This is a genomic window from Psychrobacillus lasiicapitis (assembly GCF_006861795.1).
GTDB classification, from domain to species: Bacteria; Bacillota; Bacilli; order Bacillales_A; family Planococcaceae; genus Psychrobacillus; species Psychrobacillus lasiicapitis.
The window spans coordinates 1-24,938 of sequence record NZ_VDGH01000018.1; the positions used below are offsets into that span (position 1 = coordinate 1).

General features: G+C 33.6%; 23 protein-coding genes and 1 pseudogene. 8 read left to right on the plus strand and 16 right to left on the minus strand.

Translation table 11 applies throughout. The features are described 5' to 3' along the window. Positions 1-215 precede the first annotated feature (215 nt). Both FG382_RS21735 and FG382_RS21740 read right to left on the minus strand, forming a co-directional pair. Positions 216-563: a hypothetical protein gene (locus tag FG382_RS21735; protein WP_142540950.1), complete on the minus strand. Its 348-nt coding sequence runs from the start codon at positions 561-563 to the stop codon at positions 216-218. A gap of 1,176 nt (positions 564-1,739) precedes the next feature. Further along, the gene (locus tag FG382_RS21740; protein ID WP_142540951.1) at positions 1,740-2,381 is read right to left on the minus strand and encodes a lysoplasmalogenase; all 642 of its coding nucleotides are present in this window, start codon (positions 2,379-2,381) and stop codon (positions 1,740-1,742) included. 138 nt (positions 2,382-2,519) lie between these two features. Here FG382_RS21740 and FG382_RS23570 point away from each other — a divergent pair. After that, positions 2,520-3,314 (plus strand): annotated as a pseudogene (locus FG382_RS23570) (tyrosine-type recombinase/integrase). A gap of 377 nt (positions 3,315-3,691) precedes the next feature. On the opposite strand, the gene FG382_RS23320 reads toward FG382_RS23570, so the two are convergent. The 4 genes from FG382_RS23320 to FG382_RS21765 form a co-directional block, all read right to left on the minus strand. After that, positions 3,692-3,874 carry a hypothetical protein gene (locus tag FG382_RS23320; RefSeq protein WP_244950555.1) on the minus strand — a complete coding sequence of 61 codons (183 nt, stop codon included), beginning with the start codon at positions 3,872-3,874 and terminating at the stop codon, positions 3,692-3,694. A 504-nt stretch (positions 3,875-4,378) separates the two neighbouring features. Continuing rightward, positions 4,379-5,362 (minus strand): alpha/beta fold hydrolase, encoded by a 984-nt coding sequence (locus FG382_RS21755; RefSeq protein WP_142540952.1) that lies wholly within the window; start codon positions 5,360-5,362, stop codon positions 4,379-4,381. Between the two features lie 258 nt (positions 5,363-5,620). Beyond that, complete coding sequence (locus FG382_RS21760) at positions 5,621-6,277, minus strand: YczE/YyaS/YitT family protein (RefSeq protein WP_142540953.1); 657 nt, start codon at positions 6,275-6,277, stop codon at positions 5,621-5,623. Beyond that, positions 6,274-6,975, minus strand: a complete 702-nt coding sequence (locus tag FG382_RS21765) for a YjjG family noncanonical pyrimidine nucleotidase (protein ID WP_142540954.1) — start codon at positions 6,973-6,975, stop codon at positions 6,274-6,276. The genes FG382_RS21760 and FG382_RS21765 overlap by 4 nt, the downstream gene beginning before the upstream one ends. 77 nt (positions 6,976-7,052) lie before the next feature. On the opposite strand from FG382_RS21765, the gene yeiL reads away from it, so the two are divergent. Continuing rightward, complete coding sequence (yeiL, locus tag FG382_RS21770) at positions 7,053-7,724, plus strand: transcriptional regulator YeiL (protein ID WP_142540955.1); 672 nt, start codon at positions 7,053-7,055, stop codon at positions 7,722-7,724. 392 nt (positions 7,725-8,116) lie between these two features. Here the strand turns inward: yeiL and FG382_RS21775 are convergent, their stop codons facing one another. The 5 genes from FG382_RS21775 to FG382_RS21795 all read right to left on the minus strand — a co-directional run bounded on the left by FG382_RS21775 (position 8,117) and on the right by FG382_RS21795 (position 13,422). Further along, entirely contained in the window at positions 8,117-8,989 is an 873-nt protein-coding gene (locus FG382_RS21775) for a GNAT family N-acetyltransferase (protein WP_229677474.1), read from the minus strand. 131 nt (positions 8,990-9,120) lie between these two features. Continuing rightward, positions 9,121-9,852: a class I SAM-dependent methyltransferase gene (locus FG382_RS21780; protein WP_142540980.1), complete on the minus strand. Its 732-nt coding sequence runs from the start codon at positions 9,850-9,852 to the stop codon at positions 9,121-9,123. A 225-nt stretch (positions 9,853-10,077) separates the two neighbouring features. Then, the gene (locus tag FG382_RS21785; RefSeq protein ID WP_142540956.1) at positions 10,078-10,734 is read right to left on the minus strand and encodes a nucleoside/nucleotide kinase family protein; all 657 of its coding nucleotides are present in this window, start codon (positions 10,732-10,734) and stop codon (positions 10,078-10,080) included. A 458-nt stretch (positions 10,735-11,192) separates the two neighbouring features. Then, complete coding sequence (locus tag FG382_RS21790) at positions 11,193-11,849, minus strand: Type 1 glutamine amidotransferase-like domain-containing protein (RefSeq protein ID WP_142540957.1); 657 nt, start codon at positions 11,847-11,849, stop codon at positions 11,193-11,195. A 223-nt stretch (positions 11,850-12,072) separates the two neighbouring features. Continuing rightward, a complete protein-coding gene (locus tag FG382_RS21795) occupies positions 12,073-13,422 on the minus strand; it encodes an aminotransferase-like domain-containing protein (RefSeq protein WP_142540958.1) in 1,350 nt (449 codons plus the stop codon). Positions 13,423-13,550: 128 nt separating this feature from the next. Here FG382_RS21795 and blaOXA point away from each other — a divergent pair, with 128 nt between their 5' ends. The 4 genes from blaOXA to FG382_RS21815 all read left to right on the plus strand — a co-directional run bounded on the left by blaOXA (position 13,551) and on the right by FG382_RS21815 (position 16,105). Further along, positions 13,551-14,342 carry a class D beta-lactamase gene (gene blaOXA, locus FG382_RS21800; RefSeq protein WP_142540959.1) on the plus strand — a complete coding sequence of 264 codons (792 nt, stop codon included), beginning with the start codon at positions 13,551-13,553 and terminating at the stop codon, positions 14,340-14,342. 181 nt (positions 14,343-14,523) lie between these two features. Next, positions 14,524-14,919, plus strand: coding sequence for a VOC family protein (locus FG382_RS21805; RefSeq protein ID WP_142540960.1), 396 nt, complete (start codon positions 14,524-14,526; stop codon positions 14,917-14,919). A gap of 403 nt (positions 14,920-15,322) precedes the next feature. Then, positions 15,323-15,880: a cysteine hydrolase family protein gene (locus FG382_RS21810; RefSeq protein WP_142540961.1), complete on the plus strand. Its 558-nt coding sequence runs from the start codon at positions 15,323-15,325 to the stop codon at positions 15,878-15,880. A 42-nt stretch (positions 15,881-15,922) separates the two neighbouring features. After that, positions 15,923-16,105 (plus strand): DUF1272 domain-containing protein, encoded by a 183-nt coding sequence (locus tag FG382_RS21815; protein ID WP_142540962.1) that lies wholly within the window; start codon positions 15,923-15,925, stop codon positions 16,103-16,105. A gap of 458 nt (positions 16,106-16,563) precedes the next feature. Here the strand turns inward: FG382_RS21815 and FG382_RS21820 are convergent, their stop codons facing one another. Beyond that, entirely contained in the window at positions 16,564-17,961 is a 1,398-nt protein-coding gene (locus tag FG382_RS21820) for a DUF1565 domain-containing protein (RefSeq protein WP_142540963.1), read from the minus strand. A 464-nt stretch (positions 17,962-18,425) separates the two neighbouring features. Between FG382_RS21820 and FG382_RS21825 the strand changes: the two genes are divergently transcribed. After that, positions 18,426-19,127: a response regulator transcription factor gene (locus FG382_RS21825; protein ID WP_142540964.1), complete on the plus strand. Its 702-nt coding sequence runs from the start codon at positions 18,426-18,428 to the stop codon at positions 19,125-19,127. Between the two features lie 5 nt (positions 19,128-19,132). Then, positions 19,133-20,572 (plus strand): sensor histidine kinase, encoded by a 1,440-nt coding sequence (locus FG382_RS21830; RefSeq protein ID WP_229677473.1) that lies wholly within the window; start codon positions 19,133-19,135, stop codon positions 20,570-20,572. A gap of 41 nt (positions 20,573-20,613) precedes the next feature. Here the strand turns inward: FG382_RS21830 and FG382_RS21835 are convergent, their stop codons facing one another. The 4 genes from FG382_RS21835 to FG382_RS21850 all read right to left on the minus strand — a co-directional run bounded on the left by FG382_RS21835 (position 20,614) and on the right by FG382_RS21850 (position 24,923). Further along, a complete protein-coding gene (locus tag FG382_RS21835) occupies positions 20,614-20,973 on the minus strand; it encodes a YxeA family protein (protein WP_142540966.1) in 360 nt (119 codons plus the stop codon). Positions 20,974-20,978: 5 nt separating this feature from the next. After that, positions 20,979-22,892 (minus strand): ABC transporter permease, encoded by a 1,914-nt coding sequence (locus FG382_RS21840; protein ID WP_142540967.1) that lies wholly within the window; start codon positions 22,890-22,892, stop codon positions 20,979-20,981. Continuing rightward, positions 22,879-23,646, minus strand: coding sequence for an ABC transporter ATP-binding protein (locus FG382_RS21845; RefSeq protein ID WP_142540968.1), 768 nt, complete (start codon positions 23,644-23,646; stop codon positions 22,879-22,881). Before FG382_RS21845 ends, FG382_RS21840 begins: the two co-directional genes overlap by 14 nt. Positions 23,647-23,774: 128 nt before the next feature. Next, positions 23,775-24,923 (minus strand): VanZ family protein, encoded by a 1,149-nt coding sequence (locus FG382_RS21850; protein WP_142540969.1) that lies wholly within the window; start codon positions 24,921-24,923, stop codon positions 23,775-23,777. Positions 24,924-24,938: the final 15 nt, after the last annotated feature.

The following is a 24,938-nucleotide window of genomic DNA, read 5'->3' on the forward strand; positions in this document are numbered from 1 at the left end:
GGGGTGGACAGTTTAGTTCACGGGATCATTGTCCCACGCACCCGTACGTCCTACCCTGGCTACTGATATATTAAATCCTATAAAAATAAGGTCAACCAGTAAAAACTGGTTAACCTTATAATACGAACGCACCCGTTAGTAAAAACATCAAGAAAAAAATTTTGTATAAGTAATGAAGCGAATGAGGAATTCCTTCAGATTAGTATGCATTTCTTTTAAATCTCCATATATATTTTTCTCAGCTTAATAATACCCATCTGATAAATAATGAATTTCCATTCAATCCCTTCAAAACTATCTGGTAAATATTGGATTACTTTGTCCATTTTTTGAAGTATTATCTTGGGAGGCAGATTGTTATCAAAATCTCCGCTAATTTCCATTAAACTTAAAGTAATATCCTCTAACTTTTTCTTAGCGGACAATGACAATTCAATAATTTCATAACGTGGGGTATCGTATTGTTCAATTACATTGTCTGCCCATTTCATAATATCTTCGATTGTTAGAAGTCCTATTGAAACACCTATTCTATATACCTCTGCACTTAATTTGATATCCATCAGTAAATCCCTTTTCGGATAATTCCTTATTAAACTAAACTGCCCCGTTAGTTTAAGTGTAAACCTTCATAAACTTATTCTTATTTTAACATTATTCAGATAGGTGAAAATGATTTAATCAAATGTGGAGAAGGTGTTATAGCCTAATAAAAATTTCTCCTTCTACATTTTTTATACAAGTTTATTTTTAGAGAAAATATAGTTCTATTATTAAACTTTTGTACAACTTTATTTTCCCGTTACATCTCCTTAGCTAGAAATTTAAGATTGATTTCTTTTAAAGTTCAAAAAGGGGTATCTGCTACTCTTACGAATACATCAGAATCAGTCAAATGCAAACAAAAGCCCTCAACTTTTTGGACGCTTTTGTTTGCTGTTCTTAAATGTGGGGGAAGGTCTTCTCTTGTCACGATCCACACAACAATCTAAAGTACAAAACAAATAGCCAGTCAGTTGTCGGATGCCGATGACTGACTGGCTATTTGTTTTCTTAAGACCATTTACCTTCGGCCTCAACACACGAGCCGAAAACCTCTTAAACCAAAAAAGCATATCAGCACGGAAATCATTCTGCTATCGCCTTCGTGCTGGTTGCCACTGTTCTGAACCGTACGTACAGTGTTTAACTTATTTTCCCACTACTCGAAACTGCCCCTTAATTTAAGTATATTTCTTCACAATCCCACATATATATCCGGATTTGAATGAGAGTTTTATTCCATTAAATGGACCGATTGTTGAACAACAGTTAAACATCACTCTTCAACTGCCGCGTTAGTTGAATTAAATTCGCCATTGTTAATCGAATTTTAAATTGGTGGATGTAGTTCTCCATCATCGAACCTTTAATCTCAAATATATACCTTGAAGAGAAAATTTCCTATCATAAAGATAATGAGTAAAGCCAGGGAGGTAGACCTCCAAAGGCTCCCTTTTATTAAACCATAACTAGGAAATGCAATAACAATTATTTTTAATATCTTTTTTTCTAATTTTAAATCTGTTGATATTGACCGAGTTCAGTATTCTACTAATCTTAGGTCTTCTAATTTTACCTTCATATGTTTGTTGTTATATTACTAAATATATTCATGATGGCTATTTTTACTGTCAGAGTCAATGAACCGATATAATATGATTGTCTGTCTCCTAATTAGGCTGTGAAATGCAAGCCCCCTAAAGGCCGCCTAAACTGATGGCAAAAAGCAACTGAGCAGTAAAATAAGTGCTCATTACCAAATAGTCTGCTAGTTGAAACTTAACCTTAAACCTATTGACGGCTAAAATAGAATCAGAAATAAAGAATACTAAAGCAGCAACAATAAATATTGTTATACCAGTCATAATTGCTAAGCTTAACATCGTTGTAATGACAACCATGTAACAGGCAACAGCGAAAAGAAGCCTTCTTCCTCCTTCTTTTCGTACATTTTGAAATAAGAAACAATAAAAAACACCTGCAATTATGGTCAATACGATGATCAGAAACAGGCAACTTGCTGAAAATGTAAAACTAAACGCAACAAGAAATCCCGTGATATATAGAATATGAGCTATGAGGAAACTACCTAATCCATAAATAAACCATTTTTTATGCAACATTAATAAAATATCACCCATAAATGAAAACAACAATGCTACTAATACCCAATAGCTGAAAACTGTACTTAGACCTGATTCAATAATAGCCAATAATATAATTAAAATCATGGTACCTGGCTTCCAAATAAACTTATAAAGCTTGTTATCAAAATACAGGGCGAAAATCAGATATAAAATAGCTGAGAGTATAATCAATGCAATCAACATTCCATTCATAGTACTTCTTCCCCTTCCTTTTAATTCCTATGTCTATAATTCTATTAAGTTGGCAATAATCCTTTTAGTATTACTATTTTAAGGGGGAAGGAATTGCTACTGTCATAAGCATGAGCTTCGTTTGTAGCGGATAAACGAATAGAGGGCTTTTCACCACAAACGTTGAAGGCCAACCAGTTACAGTCTCTGCTACTAATTGGTTATTTTAAGCATGTAGAGATAGAATTGCTGGATTCAAATCAACTAAAGGAGTATCTTGCAATATCCGGCAAGCATTTAAAACCAGCCAGTCTTGCACATCGTATCCGCTTTTTGAAATCATTTTTTCGTTGGTCTCATGAAGAAGGATACCTGAGTAAGAATCCAACTTCCAAAATAAAAGAACCCACAGTAGGCAAACACATACCCAAGTATTTAACCGAACGGGAGATCGAACACCTTCGTGAATCCTGTCATTCCCCCATTGAAAAAGCAATTTTTGAATTCATGTTTTCTACCGGTTGTCGAATTGGAGAAATAGTTTCGCTAGAAAAGAACCATATAAATTGATCCAATCAATCGGCAATTGTTAGAGGAAAAGGTGATAAGGAAAGAGAAGTTTATTTTAATACACGTTGTGACATATGGCTTAAACGGTATATGGAGAGCCGAAATAATCATAATCCTGCGATTTTTGTGACAGCAAGACAGCCACGTAAAATGAGTGTCGCGCAAATGCGATACATTATCAAGCGAATTTCCAACCGTGCGGAAATCAATAAAGAGATTCATCCACACCAACTTAGACACAGCTACGCAACTCAATTGTTGAATAATGGAGCTCCTATTGAAGTTATACAAAGTCTTATGGGGCATGAGAAAAGTGAAACAACCAAGATCTACGCTCAATTAAGCGGGAGGCTAAGGAAAGAGTATTATCAGAAGTACTTTTAGAAAAAGGATCAACGTCTTAAAGACGTTGATCCTCGATTGAAAATTACCTTATCTTCACTTATTTCTTCATTTTTGGTCGTTATTCAGTCATTTTTGCGTTAATCCTACTTTCCAAAACCAATATGTAGTGTTTTACTTTTCGCTCAATCTTTTTAACAGCTCAATTATTTGTCTGTTATAATAAACTCCATTTTTTATTTTTCCTCCCGTCCTCTAAATTACAACATAAAAACCAATACCTTTGTTGAACTAAACTGCTACTTTAGTCAGTAAGAAAAAGACTTTACCCCTTCTTGAAGTAAAGCACCCTTTAGCTTAATATGAAATCTCCTCATTCAAATACAACCATTTCTCCGACATCTATAAACCCAAAGCACTTATAGATATTTTCCCCATCCTCTGATGCTTGTAAGACAACGGGCAACTTTTTCTGGGGTACCTTCAAATAGGCAGATATAAACCTCTTTATATTCCTTAAGTTCTTCAGAATTTCTCACATGAGTAATCATAAGCTGATGGGACTTTCTTTGATCGACATTAAGAGTATTTTCAAGTTTCATCATTACATTACGTACTGCTTCTTTTCGGTTGTATTCTAGCATCAGTTCTTGCCAGCAAGCGTTCAAATACCGGAAGTCAATCCACGTACTAAAGGGATATTCTTTAAGAGACATATTTTCGATGCTACTTCTAATATTAAATGCACTTTTATATATGAAGATTTGGGCAAAAGTACATTGAATGTATCAGTGGGTATTTCTGTAGTCACAAAAATGAAGTCTTCTTCTTGTATAAACTTCCCATTAACCAAATAAGTGAATATTCTTATCTTTTCTTCAAGATTATTTATAACTAATTGTCGATTTCCAATCATTTCTTTGCTTCTTATAGGAGCAAATTTAAATTTCTCATTAACTAATCTGCTGCGTTAGTTTTAAGTGTAATAATTCTCAATGGATTTCTGAGTTCTACTTAATGTTTCAAATAAAAAAAGACCATCGGAATGATGATCTCGTTTTACTAAAGTATACTATATTGAAGAAAAATGCTATTACTATTGTGTTTTATAAACCATTAGCAATTGATTTTGTGAAATCATTAACTTCTTTGCTCATTTCCTTATACAGAGTCCAATGAAGATAATGATGTCCTTGTAAAGTAACAATTTTACTAGCAGGAGAATTAGTTAACTGCGTTTCATAAAAAGTTACATTGTTTTTACCACCTTCTGTTACCTTATCTTCTACCGTAGTGAATAGCAAGACTGGCATATTAGAGGAGAATTCCATATTATTTGTTTTGTCGATATTACTATTTATTTCATTTGCTTCATCAACCACATTTTTGTTGTTGCCTTTCCAAGCAGTGATGACTTTAGTCATCTTTAGATTTTCTTCTGTATAAACACCTTCCTCAGCTATAGGAAGGAAATTTTCTGGAATCAAATATATTGCCAATCTTGCAATTCCAATTGGTGCCACATAACTCAAATAATTAGGCATTATAGGAGCTGTTTCATCAAAATATTCCAATGCTTTTGGTAAAGTAGGGTCTATTCCTATGATTGCTTTAACTTCCTCTGGGTACGTATTGGCATAATACATACTATATATTCCAGAAATTGAATGTGGCATCAATATGTATGGACCTTTTATGTTTAATTTTTTGAGAGCAGTTCTTATTTCCTCTACTATGTTTTCCACTGTTCGTTCCTTGTTGGTTGTTTCGCTCCATCCATATCCAAACGGCTCTACCACTACTACCTTATTATTCTTTGCCATTTCATTTATCAAAGGTTCAAAATCTAGTGCTGGTGCTGCAGTTCCAAGACCACTTAATAAAACGATCGTATTATCCCCATCACCCTTTGTATAGATGTGCATATTGTTACCATCTACTTCTACTAACTTCCCTATTGCTGGATATTTTTTTTGTTCATATGTAGTCATAACGTTACTGAAAATGAACCAAATAACAAGTGCTGCAACTATTGCTAATAAAATATTCCTTAAAACAATCCAAAATCTAAACCTCTTTTTTGTTTTCATTATTTTCACCCCTCCTATAGCATTCATACTTCTTGATTCCATCTTAGTGCGTAGAGGAATTCCTAGTAATGAACCTAAGAATTATATTGACCTAGGTCTTGGGGCGTATTAAACTAAATTATTTCGTTAGTTTAAGAGTATCATTTCCAAATAGATTTCTTACATTACTTGCTCTTTTCAATAAGAAAAAGACCATCGAAAATGATGGTCTTAATTACCTAAAGCAACCGTTAGCTTAATATCATTTCCTTGGAAATCCTATATTTTATAATCAGTCTTATTTTTTATTGATTTTTTGGTTCGTAACTGGTAGTTTTCACATTTCAATCGTGTATAAGAAATAATGCCAGACAAAAAGAGGAAACTGATAATAGTTCCTTCTCGAATATTGATTGGTAAATTGTAAAGTAATGATATTGTTATTGATACAATAATGGAAAATAAATCGATACTATATCTGTATAGAGAGAAAGTACGTTTTGTTAATTCGGCTATTCTTAAACAAAAACTTTCAATAGGAAAAGGAATAATATCTAAGGATAAAATAATGCCTGTTGTTCCACCGGCAAGTATCATACCAAAAATAAATAGTACGACTCTTACTAAATAATTCTCTATATGAATTGTACCCAAAATAGTATAGAGGAAAAAATTAATAACCATTCCAAAGAACAACATCGAAATGAGCATCAAAGTAAATTTTCTAAAATCCTTTTTATCGCACAGGCAGATATAACCGATTAGAAAAATGAGATTTACAACAAATGTAATTGTGCCAACTTTGATGGAAGTCCATGCTGAGATGGATAAATTCATCGCGTTAAAGCTACTTACCCCAACATCCGCCTTTAATGTAAGACTAATGCCAATAGCACTTACTATATAGAGTAGAATCGATTGAATTACTTTTTTCATGATTGTCCCTCTAATAAGTCCATTATTTGCATTAAATTTGGTACCGTATATGTACTCTTAGGTGAACCTGCTATAGGCATGTTTTTCTTAGGGTTAAACCATACACAATCAATTCCGACATTGATAGCTCCTTGAATATCCGATGTTAAACGATCACCTATCATTAAAAATTCTTCTTTACGGCTTATATGCAAGGCATCAAAAATATAGTAAAAGAAATGAGGATTCGGTTTTTCATAACCCATTTCTTCGGAGATAAAAAGTTGTTCAAAATATCCTTCTAGTTTGGCATCTCTTAATCTTTTTCTTTGAGTCTTTCCTACACCGTTTGTTCCAATATATAATTTATAATCTTGTTTACTTAAAGTATTTAATAATTCATGTGCATGGTTAACGGTCTTATGTCCTTGATTTAAATGCTCACGGTACATAACTTCCACTTTTTCTCCGTCTTCATCTATATGAAATTCCTTCAAAAAAAGTGAAAAGCGCGTTGTCAGCACTTGTTCACGAGTAATCAAGCCTTTTTCTAACTCATGCCATAACCTCTCATTAATGTGCTTATAACATGCAATGGTATGTTTGTCATAGGGCAACTCATATTGTTTAATAATTTGTATTAAAGCCTTTTCTTCTGAATCTTGAAAATCCAGTATTGTGTCATCTAAGTCAAAAATTATATGTTTGTATTTGTTCATTCCTATTCACCTCTGAGTAGTAATATATCGAAAATACAGATATGATAATAGGAGATATCTCATAATGAGGTGATACAGTGGAAAAAATCAATTTGGAGGATTACGCTAAAAATTTTGAAGATATATATAATGATATTCAAAAAAATTTTCCGAAAGCAGTGTTACATCAGGCTTTTATTTGTAAGTTTTCTTCTAATGAATATATAGTGCGATTTGATGAAGAGGTTCAGTACTTATTTTTATTATTGGAAGGACGGGCAAAAATATATTTAGTACACGAAAACGGAAAACGTGCGCTGATTCAGTTTCTAAAAAAAGATGATTTTATTGGTGAATTGTCTTTGATTGAAGTGGAAAAGAATTTAAAAGATGTTGTGGCTATAAACGACTGCACATGCTTAGCAGTTCCATTTGCCTCATCGAAAGAGCATCTGTTAAATGACAATCTTTTTCTCCATAATTTATCAAAATATTTAGGTGAAAAATTACTTAAAAGAACAGATCATTACACAGATATGCAGGATTATGAATTCAAAAATCGATTAGCGAAATATATTCTTCAAATACAAAATGATGGTTGCTTTCAAGAGAAACATTCCGAAACAGCAGAATACATGGGGGTTAGCTATCGACATTTATTATACACGCTTAATCAATTCCACGAAGATGGATTATTAGAAAAAAAAGGAAGAAAATATATTATCATTAATGAAGAAAAATTAGAAAGATTGAGTTTAAAAAAGGATTAATTATGTTGATTTGATAAATTCAAATATAAAAAAGTGCCGAAACCTTGCGGGAAACTGGTGGTTATGACATAGAGGTCTTTGGACCGATTGAGACAAAGTGCTAGTTTTAATGTGATTAAAAATCTGGCCGAGGCCTTTTTTGAATTTGAAAGTTTGAGCGCTACAATTACATCCAATATAGGATAAGGCAAGAATTGGAGAAAGGATATTCCAAGTTGAAAGCTCCAGCAATTTCACAAAAGAAATTAACCATGAACGAGTATATGTCGTTCATGTGTATGTTAAGAGACAAAGTTAAATTTAACTTAAAAAGATCGATTTTTCCTATAAAAATCGACCTTTCTTATTTATTTTTCTTACACTAAAGCAACCGAATAAGGATATTGCTATCCCTAACCAAAGATTTGTGCAGTTATAGCAAACAACTCTTTATTCCTATGTGGTATATTATTAGCGTTTTTTATCATTACTGGAGGATTACTAACGTTTACAAATCCACTTTCCTCCAAGAACAACATTAACTCATCATTACTGGATGGCACATCAATCCTTAGTTTTCCTTGATGATTAAGAACTAACTCATTAATTATTAAAAAAGCTGTTTGTGCATCTGGTGCTATAATAGGTCCTATCAATAAATTTACTGGACCTAATATGGATAACCCAAATCCAATAATCTTACCCTTTAAATTTCTAACAACTAAGCATTTTTTAGATTGATTTATTCTGTTAATTAGTAACTTTCTTCTCTTATTACCAAATGCAGCCGAATCTAATTCAATAATTTCATTAATTTCATTCTCACGGTATGTCTCTATGGTAATTTCCAGTTGATTATTAAACATTTTAGATGGAATATAGTTATCGGTTAAATACTTATGTACACAGTCGACTGTAATAAAGCCCAATTTTTCATATAAGGGTTTTCCATCCTCAGTTGAAATTAACATTATAGTGGTATTTTGAGAAACACTGTCTATACATTTCTGGGTAGCTTTTTTTCCTAAACCTAAACCTCTATATTCGTTATTAACAATAACCATACCAATTGAAGCTAAATCAGTATCATAAGGTATTATTGCAGCACTTGAAATAATTTTCCCCACAGCATTTTTATGTCCGAATATTTTACCAGATGACATAACAGTTCTGATTTCATATTCATCATAGTCCCAGCCAACTGAGCTGGAAAGTTCCACTAAACCCAAAACATCATATTTACCAAACTCCATTAATTCTAATGCTATTTCATTATCTATATGCAATAGAAATCCCCCCAGTTTTCATTCTATTCTCAGCATAATTTACTATCTGACCTTATTCAACTAACCTGCACATTAGTTCAAGTAGAATAAGAAAAACGCCCCTACATATTGTAGGAACGTATTATAAACATTTACTTTTCTGCTGAAATTATTAAGAACATAGGTCTACGTAGTTCATCTTTCATTTCAGGAATACTGTTTAACATTTCCTCAGAGGGAATTGGTTCCTTGACTGTTCTTATATTAAAACCAGCAGTAACTAAGTCATTGATATAAGTTGAAAATGTACGATGATATTTTATTACATATTCAGTTAGGAATGATGTTTCACGTAATCCTTCCGATTGGTAATTGTCAACTGCCCAATGCAGTCGATTCCCTTTATCATCATAATACCAATCTTGTTCGCTCCGAGAAGTGAAAATTGGATGTTCAACCGAAAATACAAAAGAGCCACCAGGCTTTAAACAATCATAGACCTTTTTACAGAATGCTTCAAAAGATTTAATATAATGAATTGCCAATGAACTGATGACAACATCAAATTGAGAGTCTAAAAAATCAATGTCCTCAATTGGCATATTAATGTATGAAATTAAGGAATCATTTGTCATTTCACGAGCTTGTTGAAGCATTTTTTCAGATATATCTACTCCAATAACAGACCTCGCTTGCTGATCACTAGCATAACGACAATGCCAGCCGAAACCGCATCCCAAATCAAGTACGCTTTTATTTTGGAGTTCGGGTAAAAGTTCTTTTAATACGTGCCATTCTCCTGCACCTTCAAGTCCTTTGACTGACCGTGCCATTTTTTTATATGCAGAAAAGAAATTATCATCATCATATTTATTTTGCTTCATCATTTATACAACTCCTAAATATTAAGATTGCCTCCTAAAATTAAAACAAAATCTAATTCAGGAGGCTACCTATCTCCTTCTAATCATTTCTTTCACCTCATTAAAATTTAGTATACATAGTATAACACAGTACTTATCGAACTAAACTGCAGCGTAAGTTTAATAAGGTAAAAGACATTACTCCTTCTTGAAGTAAAGCGCCCTTTAGTTTATGAATAAATTTTTTTAAACAAAAAAAGGATTATCTAATTCATTATTATTAATGACTACATCTGCAATAAGGTGCGGGGAGTGTTGGGCTAAATAGAGTTTCGAAGCAACATGATACCTCTTAAGGAACATTTCTTCTGCTTTTTCAAAACTTCCAAATGCCAGTTCTTCTCGTTTTGCCCCTCTTTTCCTTGCTAACTCAAAGTCCGTTTCAACAAATATTTTAAAATCGAATAGGTCACATAAGTCCTTTTTAAATAAGAAAGTTCCATCAATAATGAAAATCGTATCTATATTTGCTATTTTTAATTCTGGGTTCACATACACGTCCTTTGTTAAATCGAATGAATTTTCCTGATATTGGAGGTTTCCCCCAGGACCTAAAGGTATTAAAAGTTTATGCTTAAAAGAATTATAATCATGAGCATCTTCATAATAACCAATAGCTGATTCCTTACCTTGTCTGTATCGAATAACTCTTGGATTATGAAAATTGTCTATGCTAGTCCTGATTACATCCATCTTTCTACTTCGAAGTTCTTCCATAAGTTCATTAGCAAACGTTGTCTTGCCAGATGAAGTTATTCCACTAACCCCTACTCTAATTGGATGTAGTCTTTTTAAACATATTATTCTATATGCTATATCTGAAATAAGTTCACTCCTTAACATCTAGCTTCCCACTTTCCATTCATATTTTTTCCTACTTGAACTAAGCACCAATAGTTGAATATTGCTGGCTCTATCCAAACATTAGAGCAACAATAGTAAATAAATTCTTTTTCCTGTATGGCATATCTACAGAGTTCTTTATCATAACAGGTGGTTCACTAACTTTAATTAAACAACTTATCTAGATGAAGAACATTAAATCGTAATTACTGGATGTTTGCATGATAAATTCCATTATCTGTTTCTGATAGAATACTTCTACTAGAATAAAGGCTTTACCCCTCTTGAAGTAAATCAACCGTTAGCTGAAATTTTACACAGCTGCGCTTATTAAACAATCGCGCCAGATAGCTGAAGAAAGTTCTACACACCCTTGCTTTCTGTATAACGAAGAAATAATCCTATTCTGCATAGTGCTCCTTCACTAAATTTAGAAATTTAGACATAGCCATTCTCAACTAGAGGGTCTCATCCAATTTATGAATATTTGAGTGGGAAATTAAATATACATTGCCAAAAATGTCAGTTTTGTCTCCCTTTATACGTACAGCACAATCTTTGTTCGATACATAAATGTTCATTTCCTCCGATAAGTGAGACAGTTCGCGTTGAACAAGCGCAATGTTATTTTCAAGATCAAAATGAGATAGTACGGAAAAATCATCAAGGCCGATTCCCTCGTATACAGAGCGATTTTCAACTTTATATCCAAGGTTTTTCGAACATAACCATTTAGCGGACATGTTGATCGCACCAGCGCTTGCTCCCAGAACAACGGCTCTGCTTTTTTTTATCAAGTCCGACAATTCATATTCCTTTAAAAAACCATTTTGCCTAAACGTATTTCCACCCAACATGAAAATGACAGAAGCATCTTGGATTAATGCTTGGGCTTCTTCCTTCTGTAGGCGATAATTAATCAAATGATATTCATCAAACAATATGCCGGCTTGGTCAAGCCACGAGCGTTCAGTAGCACCATCTTCTTCATAAAAAAATGGATTCGAGCTAATCATGACAAGCGATTTTCTATCAGTTATATCCTCCTGTAACACCCTGCCCAGATTCTTTGGAAAAAAGTTGCTAAACCAGCCTAAATAATAGTGAGTTTTCATAAGTCCCCCCATAGAAGTTTGTAAACAATATTAATTTCTGTTTTGCTTATTCTGCTTTCTTGTCAAGAATAATCTGGATGAACTGTAACATGCCAAATCAATGTCATTATTTTCTATAAGATCATTAATTTCTTTATTAATATTGTTGCATAAAGATTTTCTTTCAAGTATTTAATAAAAACTAATTCAAAACGGAAAGGTATTGCAATTTTCCATTTCGGATTTAAGATACAACTTTTAACAACAAACAAATTTCCTCAGCAATTCTTTTTATCCCAATTCGAATCTTACATTCTTCAATCTGAGATATGCTAAGTCTAATGATATTTTCTTTACGATATTGAGGAAGGAACATTTCTGTAGCATTTTGTACAAGAATATTCTTTTTCTTTAGATTATTAACTAGGTATTCTGCCTTAACATGGGGTGGCAATATAATAGTCGAGTAAAAACCAGATTCGGCACCTGAGAAAGTCACTTCGGACGGCAAGTAATCTAGAAAAGCCTGCTTTAGAGTTCTTGCTTTTTCATTGTACTTTTTCCTTAATCTCTCAATATGCGCATTATACATCCCGCTTTGCAAGTAAATCTCCAATGCTCCTTGTGTTAGCACAGGTGTATGTACATCTGCAGCAAATTTCACCTTTGTAAAAGAACGAACCAATTCACTAGGTAATACCACTAACCCTAACCTTAAACCGGGTAACAACACTTTAGAAAAACTTTTCGTATAGATTATTCTTCCGGATGGATCAAAACAAAACATAGGATCTGCTTTTTTCTTTGAATCTAAATCCCCCATATAATCATCCTCGACAATAAAAACATCATACTTTTGAGCTAATTCTACAATTTTTTTCTTCTCCTTATTGGAATAGCTATAGCCCGTCGGATTCTGGAATCTTGATACTGTATAAAAAAACTTGATGGGTTTATCCCGAAAGATCTTTTCAAGATATTTTAAATCGATTCCATCCCTTGTCATTTCTATTCCAATTGCATTAATTTCCCTTGTTGTTAAGGAATCTATAAAACTAAAATGAGTGGGTTGGTCAACACAGATTTCTGTTTTTCCATTGGGAAAAGGAAGAGATACTAAGAGATCCAATGCCTGTTGAGACCCCGAAACGACCCCTATCCTATCAGGTGGTGCGAAAACCTGTAAATTTTGAAGTTGTTTCGAAAGCTGAATGCGTAGCGTTGGTAACCCCATTGGATCTGAATATTGGAACATATCTTCTTTATAATACTCGATTGCTTGGTTGATACAGTGTTGGAAATCCCTATACGGCATATTATGTATATCTGGTCCTGCTGTTAGAAAGTCTATCACATCATTATTTTTCGTCATTTCAGCGGGACGATTTTCTAGAAGAAAATATCCACTCTTAGGGACTGAGTACACCTTATGTTCCTTTTCCAACTCACTATAGGCGCGTACTACAGTATTAATACTACAGGAGAACTCTTTGGAAAAAGCTCGGATGGAGGGAAGTTTCCCTCCCGGTCGTAATCGACCTTCGGCTATCCTTCGCTGAATTTCTTTGATAATTTCTTCGTATTTAGTATCCATTTTCTCTCCACTCCATCCCTCTGTATGGGTACACAAGGGTTTTTTATGTACTTCTATTATTTCATGTATCCCGTATAGTAAAAATAACAAATTTTCTAAAAACATTAAAGGAAAAAGGAGGAATAAAAATGACGTTTTACAAGAATATGTTAATTATCTTACTTTCTATGGTTCTATTGATAGGATGGTTTTCTCCAATGTCAGCAGCTGAAGCCCCTGTAAAAGACTTAGAAATTGCTCATTTATTTGATGGGAAAGAAGGAACAATGGTATTGAAGAACATGAGAAATGAGCAAACATACGTATTTAATAAAGCAAGAAGTTCAGAAAGAATGACACCAGAATCTACATTCAAAGTACTTAATGCGTTGATTGGTTTGGAAGCTGAAGCTGTCCGGGATGAATATGAAGTCAAAAGATGGGATGGTATAGTTAGGCAGTTTGAGACTTGGAACAGAGACCATACTTTAGGTTCAGCTATGAGAGAATCAGCTATTTGGTTTTATCAGGATATGGCAAGAGAAATTGGCTTTTCGAGGATGCAAGAGAAATTTTCTAAATTAAACTATGGCAATAAAGACTTGAGTGGAGGAATTGATCAATTTTGGCTCGACAGCAGCTTAAAAATATCTGCAATTGAACAAGTAGATTTTATGGAACAGCTTGTAAAAGAAGACCTTCCATTCAAAGAAAATCTTCAAAAAACTGTTAAAAGAATGATGATACTAGACGAACAAGATGATTATGTCCTTCATGGGAAAACAGGCACGAGGCTTTCAGATATGGGACTTGGATGGTTTGTGGGTTTTGTTAAAACGGAAAAAAATGTGTGGCTATTTGCAGTAAACTTAAAAGGAAGTGGCAGTGAAGCTAAAAATATTGCGATTGAAGCTTTAAAAGAAAAAGAGATTATCAAGTAAATGATCTATTTTCATTAAACAAAGAGATGTTATATTAAGACATTAATCGTATTTTGTCCACCCATATGACATACTTCATGAAATTAGTGATAAATTATTTTCCTTTTTTAATAAAACTTAAGAGGATTTCTTAATTGAGCATAGAAAAAATATATGTGCAAACAAAAAATAGGAGGCTACTATGACTAATTTAATTTCACATATCGCTACACTGGAAATACCAGTTACTAATTTAGAAGAATCTTTAGGGTTTTATATCGATATCCTTGGGGCCGAAGTCCACTTTCAAGGTGAAAAAAATGCGATGCTTACTATGAAATCAAAAGGAGTTCCAACGATTTTCTTGGTTGAGACTGAAGAGATTAATGGATTATCATTCAGAAATACAAATACTGATATCGTTCATAGCATTATTGACTTTTATACTCCTTCCCTAAAAGAATTATATGAGTGGCTTGAAGGAAAACAAGTTGAAGTAGGTCCTTTAAATTTACAAGGAGAATTTGGTGGTTTTGGATTTAAAGATCCTTCTGGAAATTGGTTAAGTGCCTGCAATATCCTTCACCCAGAACAATAAAAACATTTTTTACTATTTAAGATACAGGCGTAATTTTTTTGCCTTTTATTCCATTACACATAATGATTATAATGCGACATAAAAACTCCCGCTTTCTTCTTCAACTAACCTGCTGCATAGCTCAATAAGAAAAAGAGCTGTTTGAACAGCTCAACGATATTCACCAAAGTACTCCGTTAGTAAAAATATAAATGCCACAATATCTCAACTGCTATTGACAGGCACCAAATAAAATATGTTATGATTCAATAGTCTAATTATTTTCATTATTTTAGACAATCTTTATTTTGGAGGTAGATATTATGACAAACAATAGAAATGTTAGCTTTAAAATTGTAAGGGGATTCCGACTAACTATTTAAATAGTTTAGTGGTTCCCCACATTTTGAAAGGGGAAAATTATTTGAATCAAACATTATTAGTCATTGATGCTCAACAAGAATTAATTGATGGGAATCAAGAAGAAAGTGCAGTTTTTAATAAAGCTCAACTAATCACCAATATTAATTTACTCATCGAAAAAGCAAGGGAAGCAAATGTTCCAGTTGTATTTGTAAGGGATTTAGATGTTGCTGAAGGGATAGGAAAAGGGTTTCAAATTCACGATGAAATTAATGTGCCTACTGATATAAAACTATTTGATAAAAAGGCAACCAATTCCTTTCACGGAACAGGACTTCTAAACCATCTAAGAACACAAGAAATTGAACATATCGTTATTGCGGGTTGCAAAACACAACATTGTATAGATAGTGCAGTCAGAACAGCTACTATTAGTGGGTTTGATGTAACATTAGTCGGTGATGCCCATTCAACAACAGCTAGTGATTTTTTAAGTGCAGAACAAATTATTAAGCACCATAATGAAACTCTTCACGGTCATTACAATGTTGAAAACTTTTCAATTGTCAGAAAATCAGGGGAAGACTTGTTTCTTCCAACTCATGACTCATACAGGTAATAAAAAAAGTAGGACAATTGGAAGTCGAGGAGAATACATTAGATGACATTAGAAATGAGAGATAAATGTGAACGTTGTAATTCTCTTTTAAGTGAGAATGCAATTGCTTATATTTGTGTTCATGAATGTACATTTTGCAAACCATGTACAGAAGATATGAAAGAAGTATGCCCCAACTGTGGCGGCGAACTTGTTAGAAGACCAAGAAAACAATTAAATACATGAACTTTAGTTTCAGAATAAGCAGGGTAAATTCCCTGCTTTTTTATTTTATTTCATATTCAAATAAATTAATTAGAGTTTAAAATCTGAACTATATTGAGCTAACCAGCCCCGTTAATTTAAGTGTAACATTTCACAATAGATTCCCGTAGTCTTCCTAATGTTTTAGACATAAAAATAGACCATCAAAATGATGGTCTAAGCATACAATCAACAATATTTTAGATTCCCTATTTCCTCATTTTCTTTCTCTTACTTTTCGATGTTGTTATTGGATTAAATAGAGAAATTCTTATTACTAAATCAGCTTAACCACCATCATCAACAGCGATGGCTAATTGAACAAGAACTAGTATGGAATGACCTGTCCTAGTCCCCATGCTATAAATAAGGACAGAACGAGTCCAATAACTTGTTGATGTTTAGATCTATCAAAAGATCTAAATTACTAGGATACAAAGTTAGTCTACAATTTTTTTAGCAAGCGAATCCTTTTTTAGCCTAAAATCATATTTGTTTGCATTTTGGTATTTTGGATCTAAATAACTGGATTTCTCATCACTTTTTGAAGCTTTTTTAAAATTATTAAAAGATGTATATTCTTCCTCTTTCCATATCCAAATACCCATTTCACCTCTTTCTTTATGAAATACATTCTTTTGTAGTTTATTTTCTTGATTGGTTGAAAAATAGTTGGAGATAAAAATTCGCGATGGTCCAGCGGTTAAGATATTTCCTTCTATCACATTGTTTTTTGTATCATGTTGTAATAATAGCTGTCCCCCATCTAGACCCTTCGTGTCATTTCGATAAAGAATATTTTGAGCGATAGTAGAATTGATCGTACCTCCCCTATCCCCATCATACCCACCAATCGATATTCCTGTGTAAAAGTTGTCATAAATTATATTGTTTATTATCTTAATGTTATCAGCGTATTTATTAGCATGCTCAGAGGTTGCTTCAATTCCAATATCACTTTTATAAATGGTATTCTTTTCAATGGTTATATTCTTTCCACCATCTATATAAATTCCGCCAGCAGAATAATCTTCTCCATAAGCCGGGTTTGCATATGAGGAAATTTCATAAACTTGATTATTTTTTACTATACCATTTCGTACATAATCCACTTTTTTATCATTGGAGGTGCCTTCATAACCAATCAAATCAATTCCGATATTATCATTTCGACGAACTATATTATTTTCCACTTTAAAACCGTCAATATTTCCATTTAGAGCTAGAGATTCACTTGAACCGAGTTTTAAATCTTCCAACGTATTATTTAAAATATTTATATCTTTCATTGTGCCAGTACCGTATATAGCAATCCCATGGCCATTCCCCTCAACTGCATGGGTTTCAATCCGTCGCACATTATTATTTTCTAATGTAATGTGGTTGCTAGAGCCTGTTATATAAATCCCCATTACAGTTTCATCTGCTAAATCAGTAGACAAATCCTGTATAATTAGCCCACTAATTGTCACGTAGTTTTTATTATTTATCGTAACTAAGGAGGTATCCCCTTCAGCCTCATTCAGGCCCTTTCCACTAAGAACAACCATCTCCTTGTTGTAAGCTTTAAAAGTTATTGGTTTTGATTTTGTGCCACTATGTTTAATGACAAGCTTTTCATTATAAGATCCTTTTCGTATGAGGACGGTAGTCCCAGCATTTGCCTCTGACGCCGCTTTTTTTAGTGTGCGAAATGGTTTTGCTTTTGTACCAACATTTTGATCATTTCCATTTATAGCTACGTAAATAGCTTGATCCTGCTTATTATATATATTGTTTAATATAAAAATAATCATGATAGCAGTTGCAGCTAAGAGGATAAAACAGATTTTTTTCATTAAATCATTCCTTGTTGAATATTTTCATAATAATCTTAAGATAAATTAAGTATAACGAAGAAATGAAAAGTATGGAACTCGGCGGCAATAGGTTTATAGTTCGTTAAATACATTGTCAACACTAACAAAGTGTATGTGCCAAGAAGGTTATGCAGAGATGGGATTTAGTTACTGAAAGAGCAAAATCATACTTAAAGTATTTTTGAACTTATATGCCTCTTTCGATTCGTTCTTTTCATAGATCCAACTTTGAAACTATTCTTTGACAACGGTCTCTGCAAAAATGTAATTCTTTACTACAAGATATTCATTCCACCCTTCCCATCTTAAATCTAACAAAAAAATCAACGTTTCCTTTTTAATTTTATCTATTTTAGCGATTGGCAGTCTCACCTTACCTTTTGCTTCAGGATCACACTATAATCTATACTGTAGAGAAGGATTATCGTTACGGGGGTAGAAAAATGGCTAGTGAGCAGTGGATATTAATCATTGACGATGAGGAAGACTTAGCACGTCTCCTAGAGAAAGTTTTACATAAAGAAGGTATTACCAATGTTGTAACAGCTGGGACTGTGGCAGATGGTTGGACAAAATTTCAGTACTATAATCCCTCACTTCTATTGTTAGATATTATGCTGCCAGATGGAGAAGGCTATGATTTATGCAAAAAAATTCGCGAGGTTTCGAAAGTTCCGATATTATTCCTATCGGCTAAAGATGAGGAGATTGATAAGCTTTTGGGGCTAGCAATAGGCGGAGATGATTATATCACCAAACCATTTAGCCCGAAAGAAGTGGCTTACCGAGTAAAGGCACAGTTAAGACGGGCAGGTTTTGCAGAGGAAAAAGAGGCTCCAAAAATTTTACAGGTCGGGCCTTTTGAGCTTAGTCCGAATGAAACAGAATTGAAGAAGGATGGAAAAATGCTTGAACTCACAGCGAAAGAAATCGGACTTATGAGCTGTTTTATGCATCATCCGGATCAGATTCTAAGCAAAGAAACATTGTTTGAACATGTATGGGGTGATGACTTTTTTGGCTCTGATAATACAGTGATGGTACATATCCGTCGATTACGTGAAAAGATTGAGGCCGAGCCTTCCAACCCTTCGTTTATATTAACTGTTAAAGGACTTGGGTATAAACTACATTCCAAAGGGTGAGGAACATGAAGTGGAAATTGACACTGCGCTTCTTAGGATCTGTTGTGATTATTGTGGTAATTGTAGGAATAGTAAATACAATTCTACTGTTATCCTTGCTCGTCTATCGATCAATAAATAATATCGAAACAGAAGAAGTATCAGCAGAAACCTTTAGCCGAACTTTTTCACAATATATAGAACTACAAAATGAAAAACCAGTGGTCAATGAAGTTGGATTAGAAAAATTAAGAGAAATGAATGCGTGGATACAATTATTAGATAATAAGGGGAAACAAGTAGCAGTTTTTTATACACCTGAAAATCTCCAAAAAGAGTATTCTCCAATTGAAATTGTTCAAACGTATAAATATCAGGAAGTAGAGGCCGGGACGACCGTTTTTGTTGGAGAGGCACATAACTTTAGTTATTTAATTGGGGTGAAGAATAAGCAAATAGGACGTTATGTATTAACTTATGATTATGAAAAAATGTTTAAAACCATTAATATCTTGCTTTTACTAATTTTAATCGTCGATATTATCATCGCATTAATAGTGGGTTCTATATTTGGAAAAAGATTAACAGGTCCCCTTCACATTTTAATAAATGGAATCCAACAACTACGCGAAAGACGATTTATAAAGATGTCGATACCACACGGTGTGTACGAAGATGTATTTCGCAATATGAATGTACTTTCGTTAAAGCTAGATCAATATGAGAAACAACGTAATCAACTTGACCAACTCCGTGAGGAATGGATTAGCAATGTTTCGCATGATATGAAGACACCACTCGCTTCTATTCATGGATACGCAGAATTAATGAAAGATAGTGCCAAAGATTTATCAGAAGAAGAGTTGTATGAATATATTTCTATTATTAATAGACAATCCAAGTACATGAGTGATCTATTAGATGATTTAAATTTAACGATGCGTTTGCGTAATCAAAAACTTCCTATGCACTTAGAAGACGTGAATATTACCGCATTTATACGTGAAATGACGATTGAACTATTAAATGATCAACAATTTTGCGATAGAGATATTGAATTTGTGGCTAATGTCGACAAAGCGGTTCATAAAGTCGATAAAAGATTATGGAAACGGGCAATTGTTAACTTTATTTACAATGCACTTGTGCATAACGATAAACAAGTTGCTGTAAAAATACAAATTGATAGTGTTAATCAACATTTTATACAACAAAAAAAATCAAACAATATATCCTCCATTACAGGATATCATACAAAAATTACAATTTCCGACAATGGTCGTGGCATTCCTTCGAAAGATTTAGATCAAGTTTTCGAACGTTACTATCGAGGTACAAATACTACTAGTGCACATGGGACAGGCTTAGGAATGGCGATTGCACGAGATATTATTATAGCCCATAACGGAACAGTAGACTTGACGAGCTCTGAAAACAAAGGAACAACCATCACAATACTTCTATAGAAAATAAGGCTGTACTCCCTATATTGGAGACAGCCTTTCTACTATTTTAATTGTTTTTGTGCTTTATTTGGTATGTCTTCTAGTTCTACTTCATCATATGACGATACTTGATCATCCTTTTTTACGTACATTTTCAAGTAAGCGTCTTTACGAAGATTTTTTTGTGCTGTGAATTTAAGTGGAATTGTTTTACCATCCGCATTTGTAGCATCTAGTTGATAAGAATAGGTAGTCATTACAGACCCATCATCCAGTTTATAGTCATGTGGTATGCCATCCTCTGTGATTTGCAAATAATAATTGTCCGCATTCATGCGGTTAAAGTCTATTTTGGTGATTGCAAAGACCCCTACCACTCCTAGTGCAAACAAAATACCCACTACTATTAGAAATTTCTTCATTTCTCTCATCCTTCTGTTCTATTATTTTGTGTGATAATTCGACCGTAAGAAAATACTGTTAAGATATAATACAGACCGTAGATAACTGTATAAGCAATCATCCAGATTAAGACTGGTTTTACTAAATCCATCATTAGTAAACTAGAGAAAGCTTTTAAAGCGATTGCACTGTGTAATAATCCTACTGCTAGTGGCACAAAGAAGATGACAAAAACTTGAGATGCAATGGTTTTACGCATTTCTTTTGCACTAACACCCATTTTATGAAGCATATTATATTGGTACTTATCTTCCTCTGCTTCTGTTAAAACTTTAAAGTATATGATACTGCCAGTTGCCGCTAAAAACACTAAGCCAAGGAACCCCCCAATAAACAGAAGAGATCCTACACTTTCGATACCTGTTTGCAAGTCTTGTGGAGCGCTTGATAATTGCGCTTTTTCCGGTAAATATTTTGCAACTTTTTCGGACAATTCCGCAGAAGCTTTATCTACACCAATGACCCGGTAGTTCAATACCTCCCCATCTTCTTTGAGCACTTTATAATATTCATTTGAAACTACTACTGTAATACCTGCTGTGCCAGTATTTAATACACTTTGAGTTTGAAAGCTTTGGAATGTGAGTATAGTATTATCCTCAGTTAAGATAGTTTTACCTTTGTATTTCGGTGAAAACCTTTCGTCATACCCAATATCTAAAATCACAGCATTTGCGTTGTTAACATCTATTTTTTCCTTTTTTTGAATTGTTGCTAATTGATTATATGTTTTTTCATTAATAATCGTATAAATTCTTTTATCAGAGTTATTGAATGCTGAGTTTAATTGTTCCGTATGAAAGGTGACAGACAATGCTTCGATATTTTCATCGTACTTTACATTCGGCAACACACTGCTGACTTGTTGATCGAATTTTGAATCGGTTTGCTCGTACATGAAAGTATTCGGATCAGCTGTTATGACCTGATCGTTGATGTTGTAATAAAGACCATACACTGCTCCTCCTGCTGTTACGGTTGTAGCACTTAATATTGCAATGACGGTCAATGTACGTGCATTCCCTCGGATACGATATACCAGTTGGGAAATTGTCATTAAATGAAGACCTCTCCACAGCCATTTTTCATTTCTCTTCATCACAACTAAAACAAAACCAGTAACACTATGGAACAATAAAAACGTACCTACAATAACTGTGGTTAAAATAATCAATGCTATTATTAGAAAACCGACTGCTAACCACACTTTTGAAGAAAAAATATCTTGAAGTGCCAACCAATAACCAATCGATATTAGTAACACTCCAAGAATAGCTACCACCATAGAAGGCTTTGGAACCACTTCCCCTTTTTTCGAAGCATGGAATAAATCAATTAGTTTAAACTGATAAATTAAGCGATATCCCTGGAATGATGTCACTAAGAAGATCGCTAAAAACACAATTGCAGTATTTAAGGCTGCCGAACTTGAAAATGTAAATGGCGCGATGACATCATAGCCCATCAAATGGATCAAAATCGTCATAAATCCTTTTGAACAAAGAAATCCAAGAATAACCCCAATTACTAGTGAAAACAATCCTAATAATAAATTTTCAAAGAAGAGCATGAGACCAATTTGTCGGTTACGTACACCTAGTAATGCATATAACGCAACTTCTTTTTTTCGTTTCTTCATAAAGAACGAGTTTGAATAAGCAATAAATATGGCAACAAAAAGTAGTAGAATGACAGCAGCACCACTCATTAGAGAATCTAATTTTTGAGAGGAAGCCGTTTTTTTTGCAATCGTATCGCTATATTTTAATGTCACAAATGTAAAATAGATAACGATACTAAAAACCATCGAGGCGATGTATAAAAAGTATTTGGAAAAGTTTCGTGCTATGTTTTTTCTCGCTAGACTAAATAACGTCATCTACCTCACCTCCAATTGTTGCAAGGACTTCCAAAATCTCTTGAAAGAAAGCTTTACGTGTCTTATCTCCTCGATAAATTTCTGTAGAAAGTGTACCATCCTTGATGAAAATAATACGACGACAGAAGCTGGCTGCATATGCATCATGTGTCACCATCAGGATGGTTGAATTATTGTTTTCATTTAAATTACTTAAGCTTACCAGTAAATCTGTAGCTGACTTGGAATCAAGTGCACCCGTAGGCTCGTCTGCCAGAATCATCATAGGCTCCGTCACAAGTGCTCTAGCTGCCGCTGTCCTTTGCTTTTGACCTCCCGATAATTGATATGGATATTTACCTAGTAAATCTCCAATACCAAATACGCTAGCAATTTGAGTCACCAAGTTATTAATTTGTTTAGCTGGTGTTTTCGCTATTGCTAGGGGCAATAGTATATTTTCTTTCACAGTGAGTGAATCTAACAAATTATAGTCTTGGAAGATGAAACCGAGATTTTCACGTCTGAAATCCGCTAATGCGTCTTCTTTCATATCGTGGATACTCGTATTGTTCATATATATTTTCCCTTCAGTCGGTGAGTCAATTGTTGCTAACAAATTAAGCAAAGTAGACTTACCTGCTCCAGAAGGCCCCATAATCCCTACAAACTCTCCTTTCTGAATATCGAATGATATATTTTCTAATGCCGTGTATGCTGCATTGGATTTGCCATATGTTTTTCTTATATTTTCTACTCTTAGTAACGGTTCCATTGGTTCCACCCCTTCAATTTTGTCGATATGAATACTATAAATGCTCATCCTTACAACAGTTTTATGCCAACCTTACAGTAAGCTTAAATCGAAAAACCCGATTTCCATTAAGGAAATCGGGTGTTATATTAGTTTTTTCTAGTTGTATATAAATCAGATGCTTCATCGAAATAAAAACGACGTTTTCCTTTACTAAATAGGACTAACAAAATGTGAAAGAGTAGTACCGTTGTTAAAATAAAATAAATAACCCATGCTCCAAGCGACAAAAATACAGATGCTTTATAATAAGGAAAGTCCATGGGAACTGCTAAATTATTCAGGATTCTTGCAATACCTGTTATAAAGTAGGTAACGTAAATTGCACCAAAACGTTTAAACAATCGTTTGTTTGTTTCCGCTTTAGAAAATTTACTTTCATAGCGAAACCGCATAACCTTCGTACCAAAAGTATTTCCACTCCAAAACAATGGTACGACAAAAAATAACACAAACAATACTACTGTATTTACAACAAAGTCACTAATTTCATTATTATAGGACAAGCTAATAATTATCGTGCTGATTATTTTAGTAATGAATAAATCAATAATTAATGCCAATAACACAGACATCGTTTTTACCTCATCATGGGCTAATAGTCCATTTGCTTTTTCATTAACCTTCTGCTTAGACGGAAATAATGATAACACAACAGGAGCAATAAAGAATCCGAGTAATCCTCCTGTCGTATTTAACAGTAAATCATCTACATCAAAAATTCGATAAGCACAATTATAAATCCCATATATGCCAGTTACCTGAGTGACTTCGTAAAATAGCGTTAGAAGAAAAGTAAAGACCAAAGCTTTCTTCCAATACTTTTTTTCTTGAAAGAAATAACGCAGGTAAACTCCAAATGGTAACAATAGGAAGAAATTGAAAAGTGCTTGAAAAAATGAAGGCTGTTTAAATAACTGCATATAAGTACTTGGTTGCGACAAGACAATACCACTATTGTCAAAAGTATTCACCGCAAATTGGAATGGTCTTAGAGAAAAATGCTGTGTATCAGGTTTTTGTATTGAACAAGTATCACGTACTTCTGGCAGAGGCAGTAATACTAGAAAAAGCGCTGCTAGAAAATAAAAAATAAACGAAAATGTAATTACTGTAATTGAAAGAGGTAAGTAATTATATTTTCTATATGTATAAACGAGCCATGGAACAAATACTAACAACGCTAATATTACAAATAAGATCGCTGCCACATAAATCGGCTGTGTATAAGCTGACAATTTCTCTCCCTCTCT

What these genes read in the sequence shown, in the direction of transcription:
- FG382_RS21735 (WP_142540950.1), bottom strand. Translation starts at nt 563, where the DNA reads ATGGATATCAAATTAAGTGCAGAGGTATATAGAATAGGTGTTTCAATA.
- FG382_RS21740 (WP_142540951.1), bottom strand. Translation starts at nt 2,381, where the DNA reads ATGAATGGAATGTTGATTGCATTGATTATACTCTCAGCTATTTTATAT.
- FG382_RS23320 (WP_244950555.1), bottom strand. Translation starts at nt 3,874, where the DNA reads ATGAAACTTGAAAATACTCTTAATGTCGATCAAAGAAAGTCCCATCAG.
- FG382_RS21755 (WP_142540952.1), bottom strand. Translation starts at nt 5,362, where the DNA reads ATGAAAACAAAAAAGAGGTTTAGATTTTGGATTGTTTTAAGGAATATT.
- FG382_RS21760 (WP_142540953.1), bottom strand. Translation starts at nt 6,277, where the DNA reads ATGAAAAAAGTAATTCAATCGATTCTACTCTATATAGTAAGTGCTATT.
- FG382_RS21765 (WP_142540954.1), bottom strand. Translation starts at nt 6,975, where the DNA reads ATGAACAAATACAAACATATAATTTTTGACTTAGATGACACAATACTG.
- FG382_RS21780 (WP_142540980.1), bottom strand. Translation starts at nt 9,852, where the DNA reads ATGAAGCAAAATAAATATGATGATGATAATTTCTTTTCTGCATATAAA.
- FG382_RS21785 (WP_142540956.1), bottom strand. Translation starts at nt 10,734, where the DNA reads ATGTTAAGGAGTGAACTTATTTCAGATATAGCATATAGAATAATATGT.
- FG382_RS21790 (WP_142540957.1), bottom strand. Translation starts at nt 11,849, where the DNA reads ATGAAAACTCACTATTATTTAGGCTGGTTTAGCAACTTTTTTCCAAAG.
- FG382_RS21795 (WP_142540958.1), bottom strand. Translation starts at nt 13,422, where the DNA reads ATGGATACTAAATACGAAGAAATTATCAAAGAAATTCAGCGAAGGATA.
- blaOXA (WP_142540959.1), top strand. Translation starts at nt 13,551, where the DNA reads ATGACGTTTTACAAGAATATGTTAATTATCTTACTTTCTATGGTTCTA.
- FG382_RS21805 (WP_142540960.1), top strand. Translation starts at nt 14,524, where the DNA reads ATGACTAATTTAATTTCACATATCGCTACACTGGAAATACCAGTTACT.
- FG382_RS21815 (WP_142540962.1), top strand. Translation starts at nt 15,923, where the DNA reads ATGACATTAGAAATGAGAGATAAATGTGAACGTTGTAATTCTCTTTTA.
- FG382_RS21820 (WP_142540963.1), bottom strand. Translation starts at nt 17,961, where the DNA reads ATGAAAAAAATCTGTTTTATCCTCTTAGCTGCAACTGCTATCATGATT.
- FG382_RS21825 (WP_142540964.1), top strand. Translation starts at nt 18,426, where the DNA reads ATGGCTAGTGAGCAGTGGATATTAATCATTGACGATGAGGAAGACTTA.
- FG382_RS21830 (WP_229677473.1), top strand. Translation starts at nt 19,133, where the DNA reads ATGAAGTGGAAATTGACACTGCGCTTCTTAGGATCTGTTGTGATTATT.
- FG382_RS21835 (WP_142540966.1), bottom strand. Translation starts at nt 20,973, where the DNA reads ATGAAGAAATTTCTAATAGTAGTGGGTATTTTGTTTGCACTAGGAGTG.
- FG382_RS21840 (WP_142540967.1), bottom strand. Translation starts at nt 22,892, where the DNA reads ATGACGTTATTTAGTCTAGCGAGAAAAAACATAGCACGAAACTTTTCC.
- FG382_RS21845 (WP_142540968.1), bottom strand. Translation starts at nt 23,646, where the DNA reads ATGGAACCGTTACTAAGAGTAGAAAATATAAGAAAAACATATGGCAAA.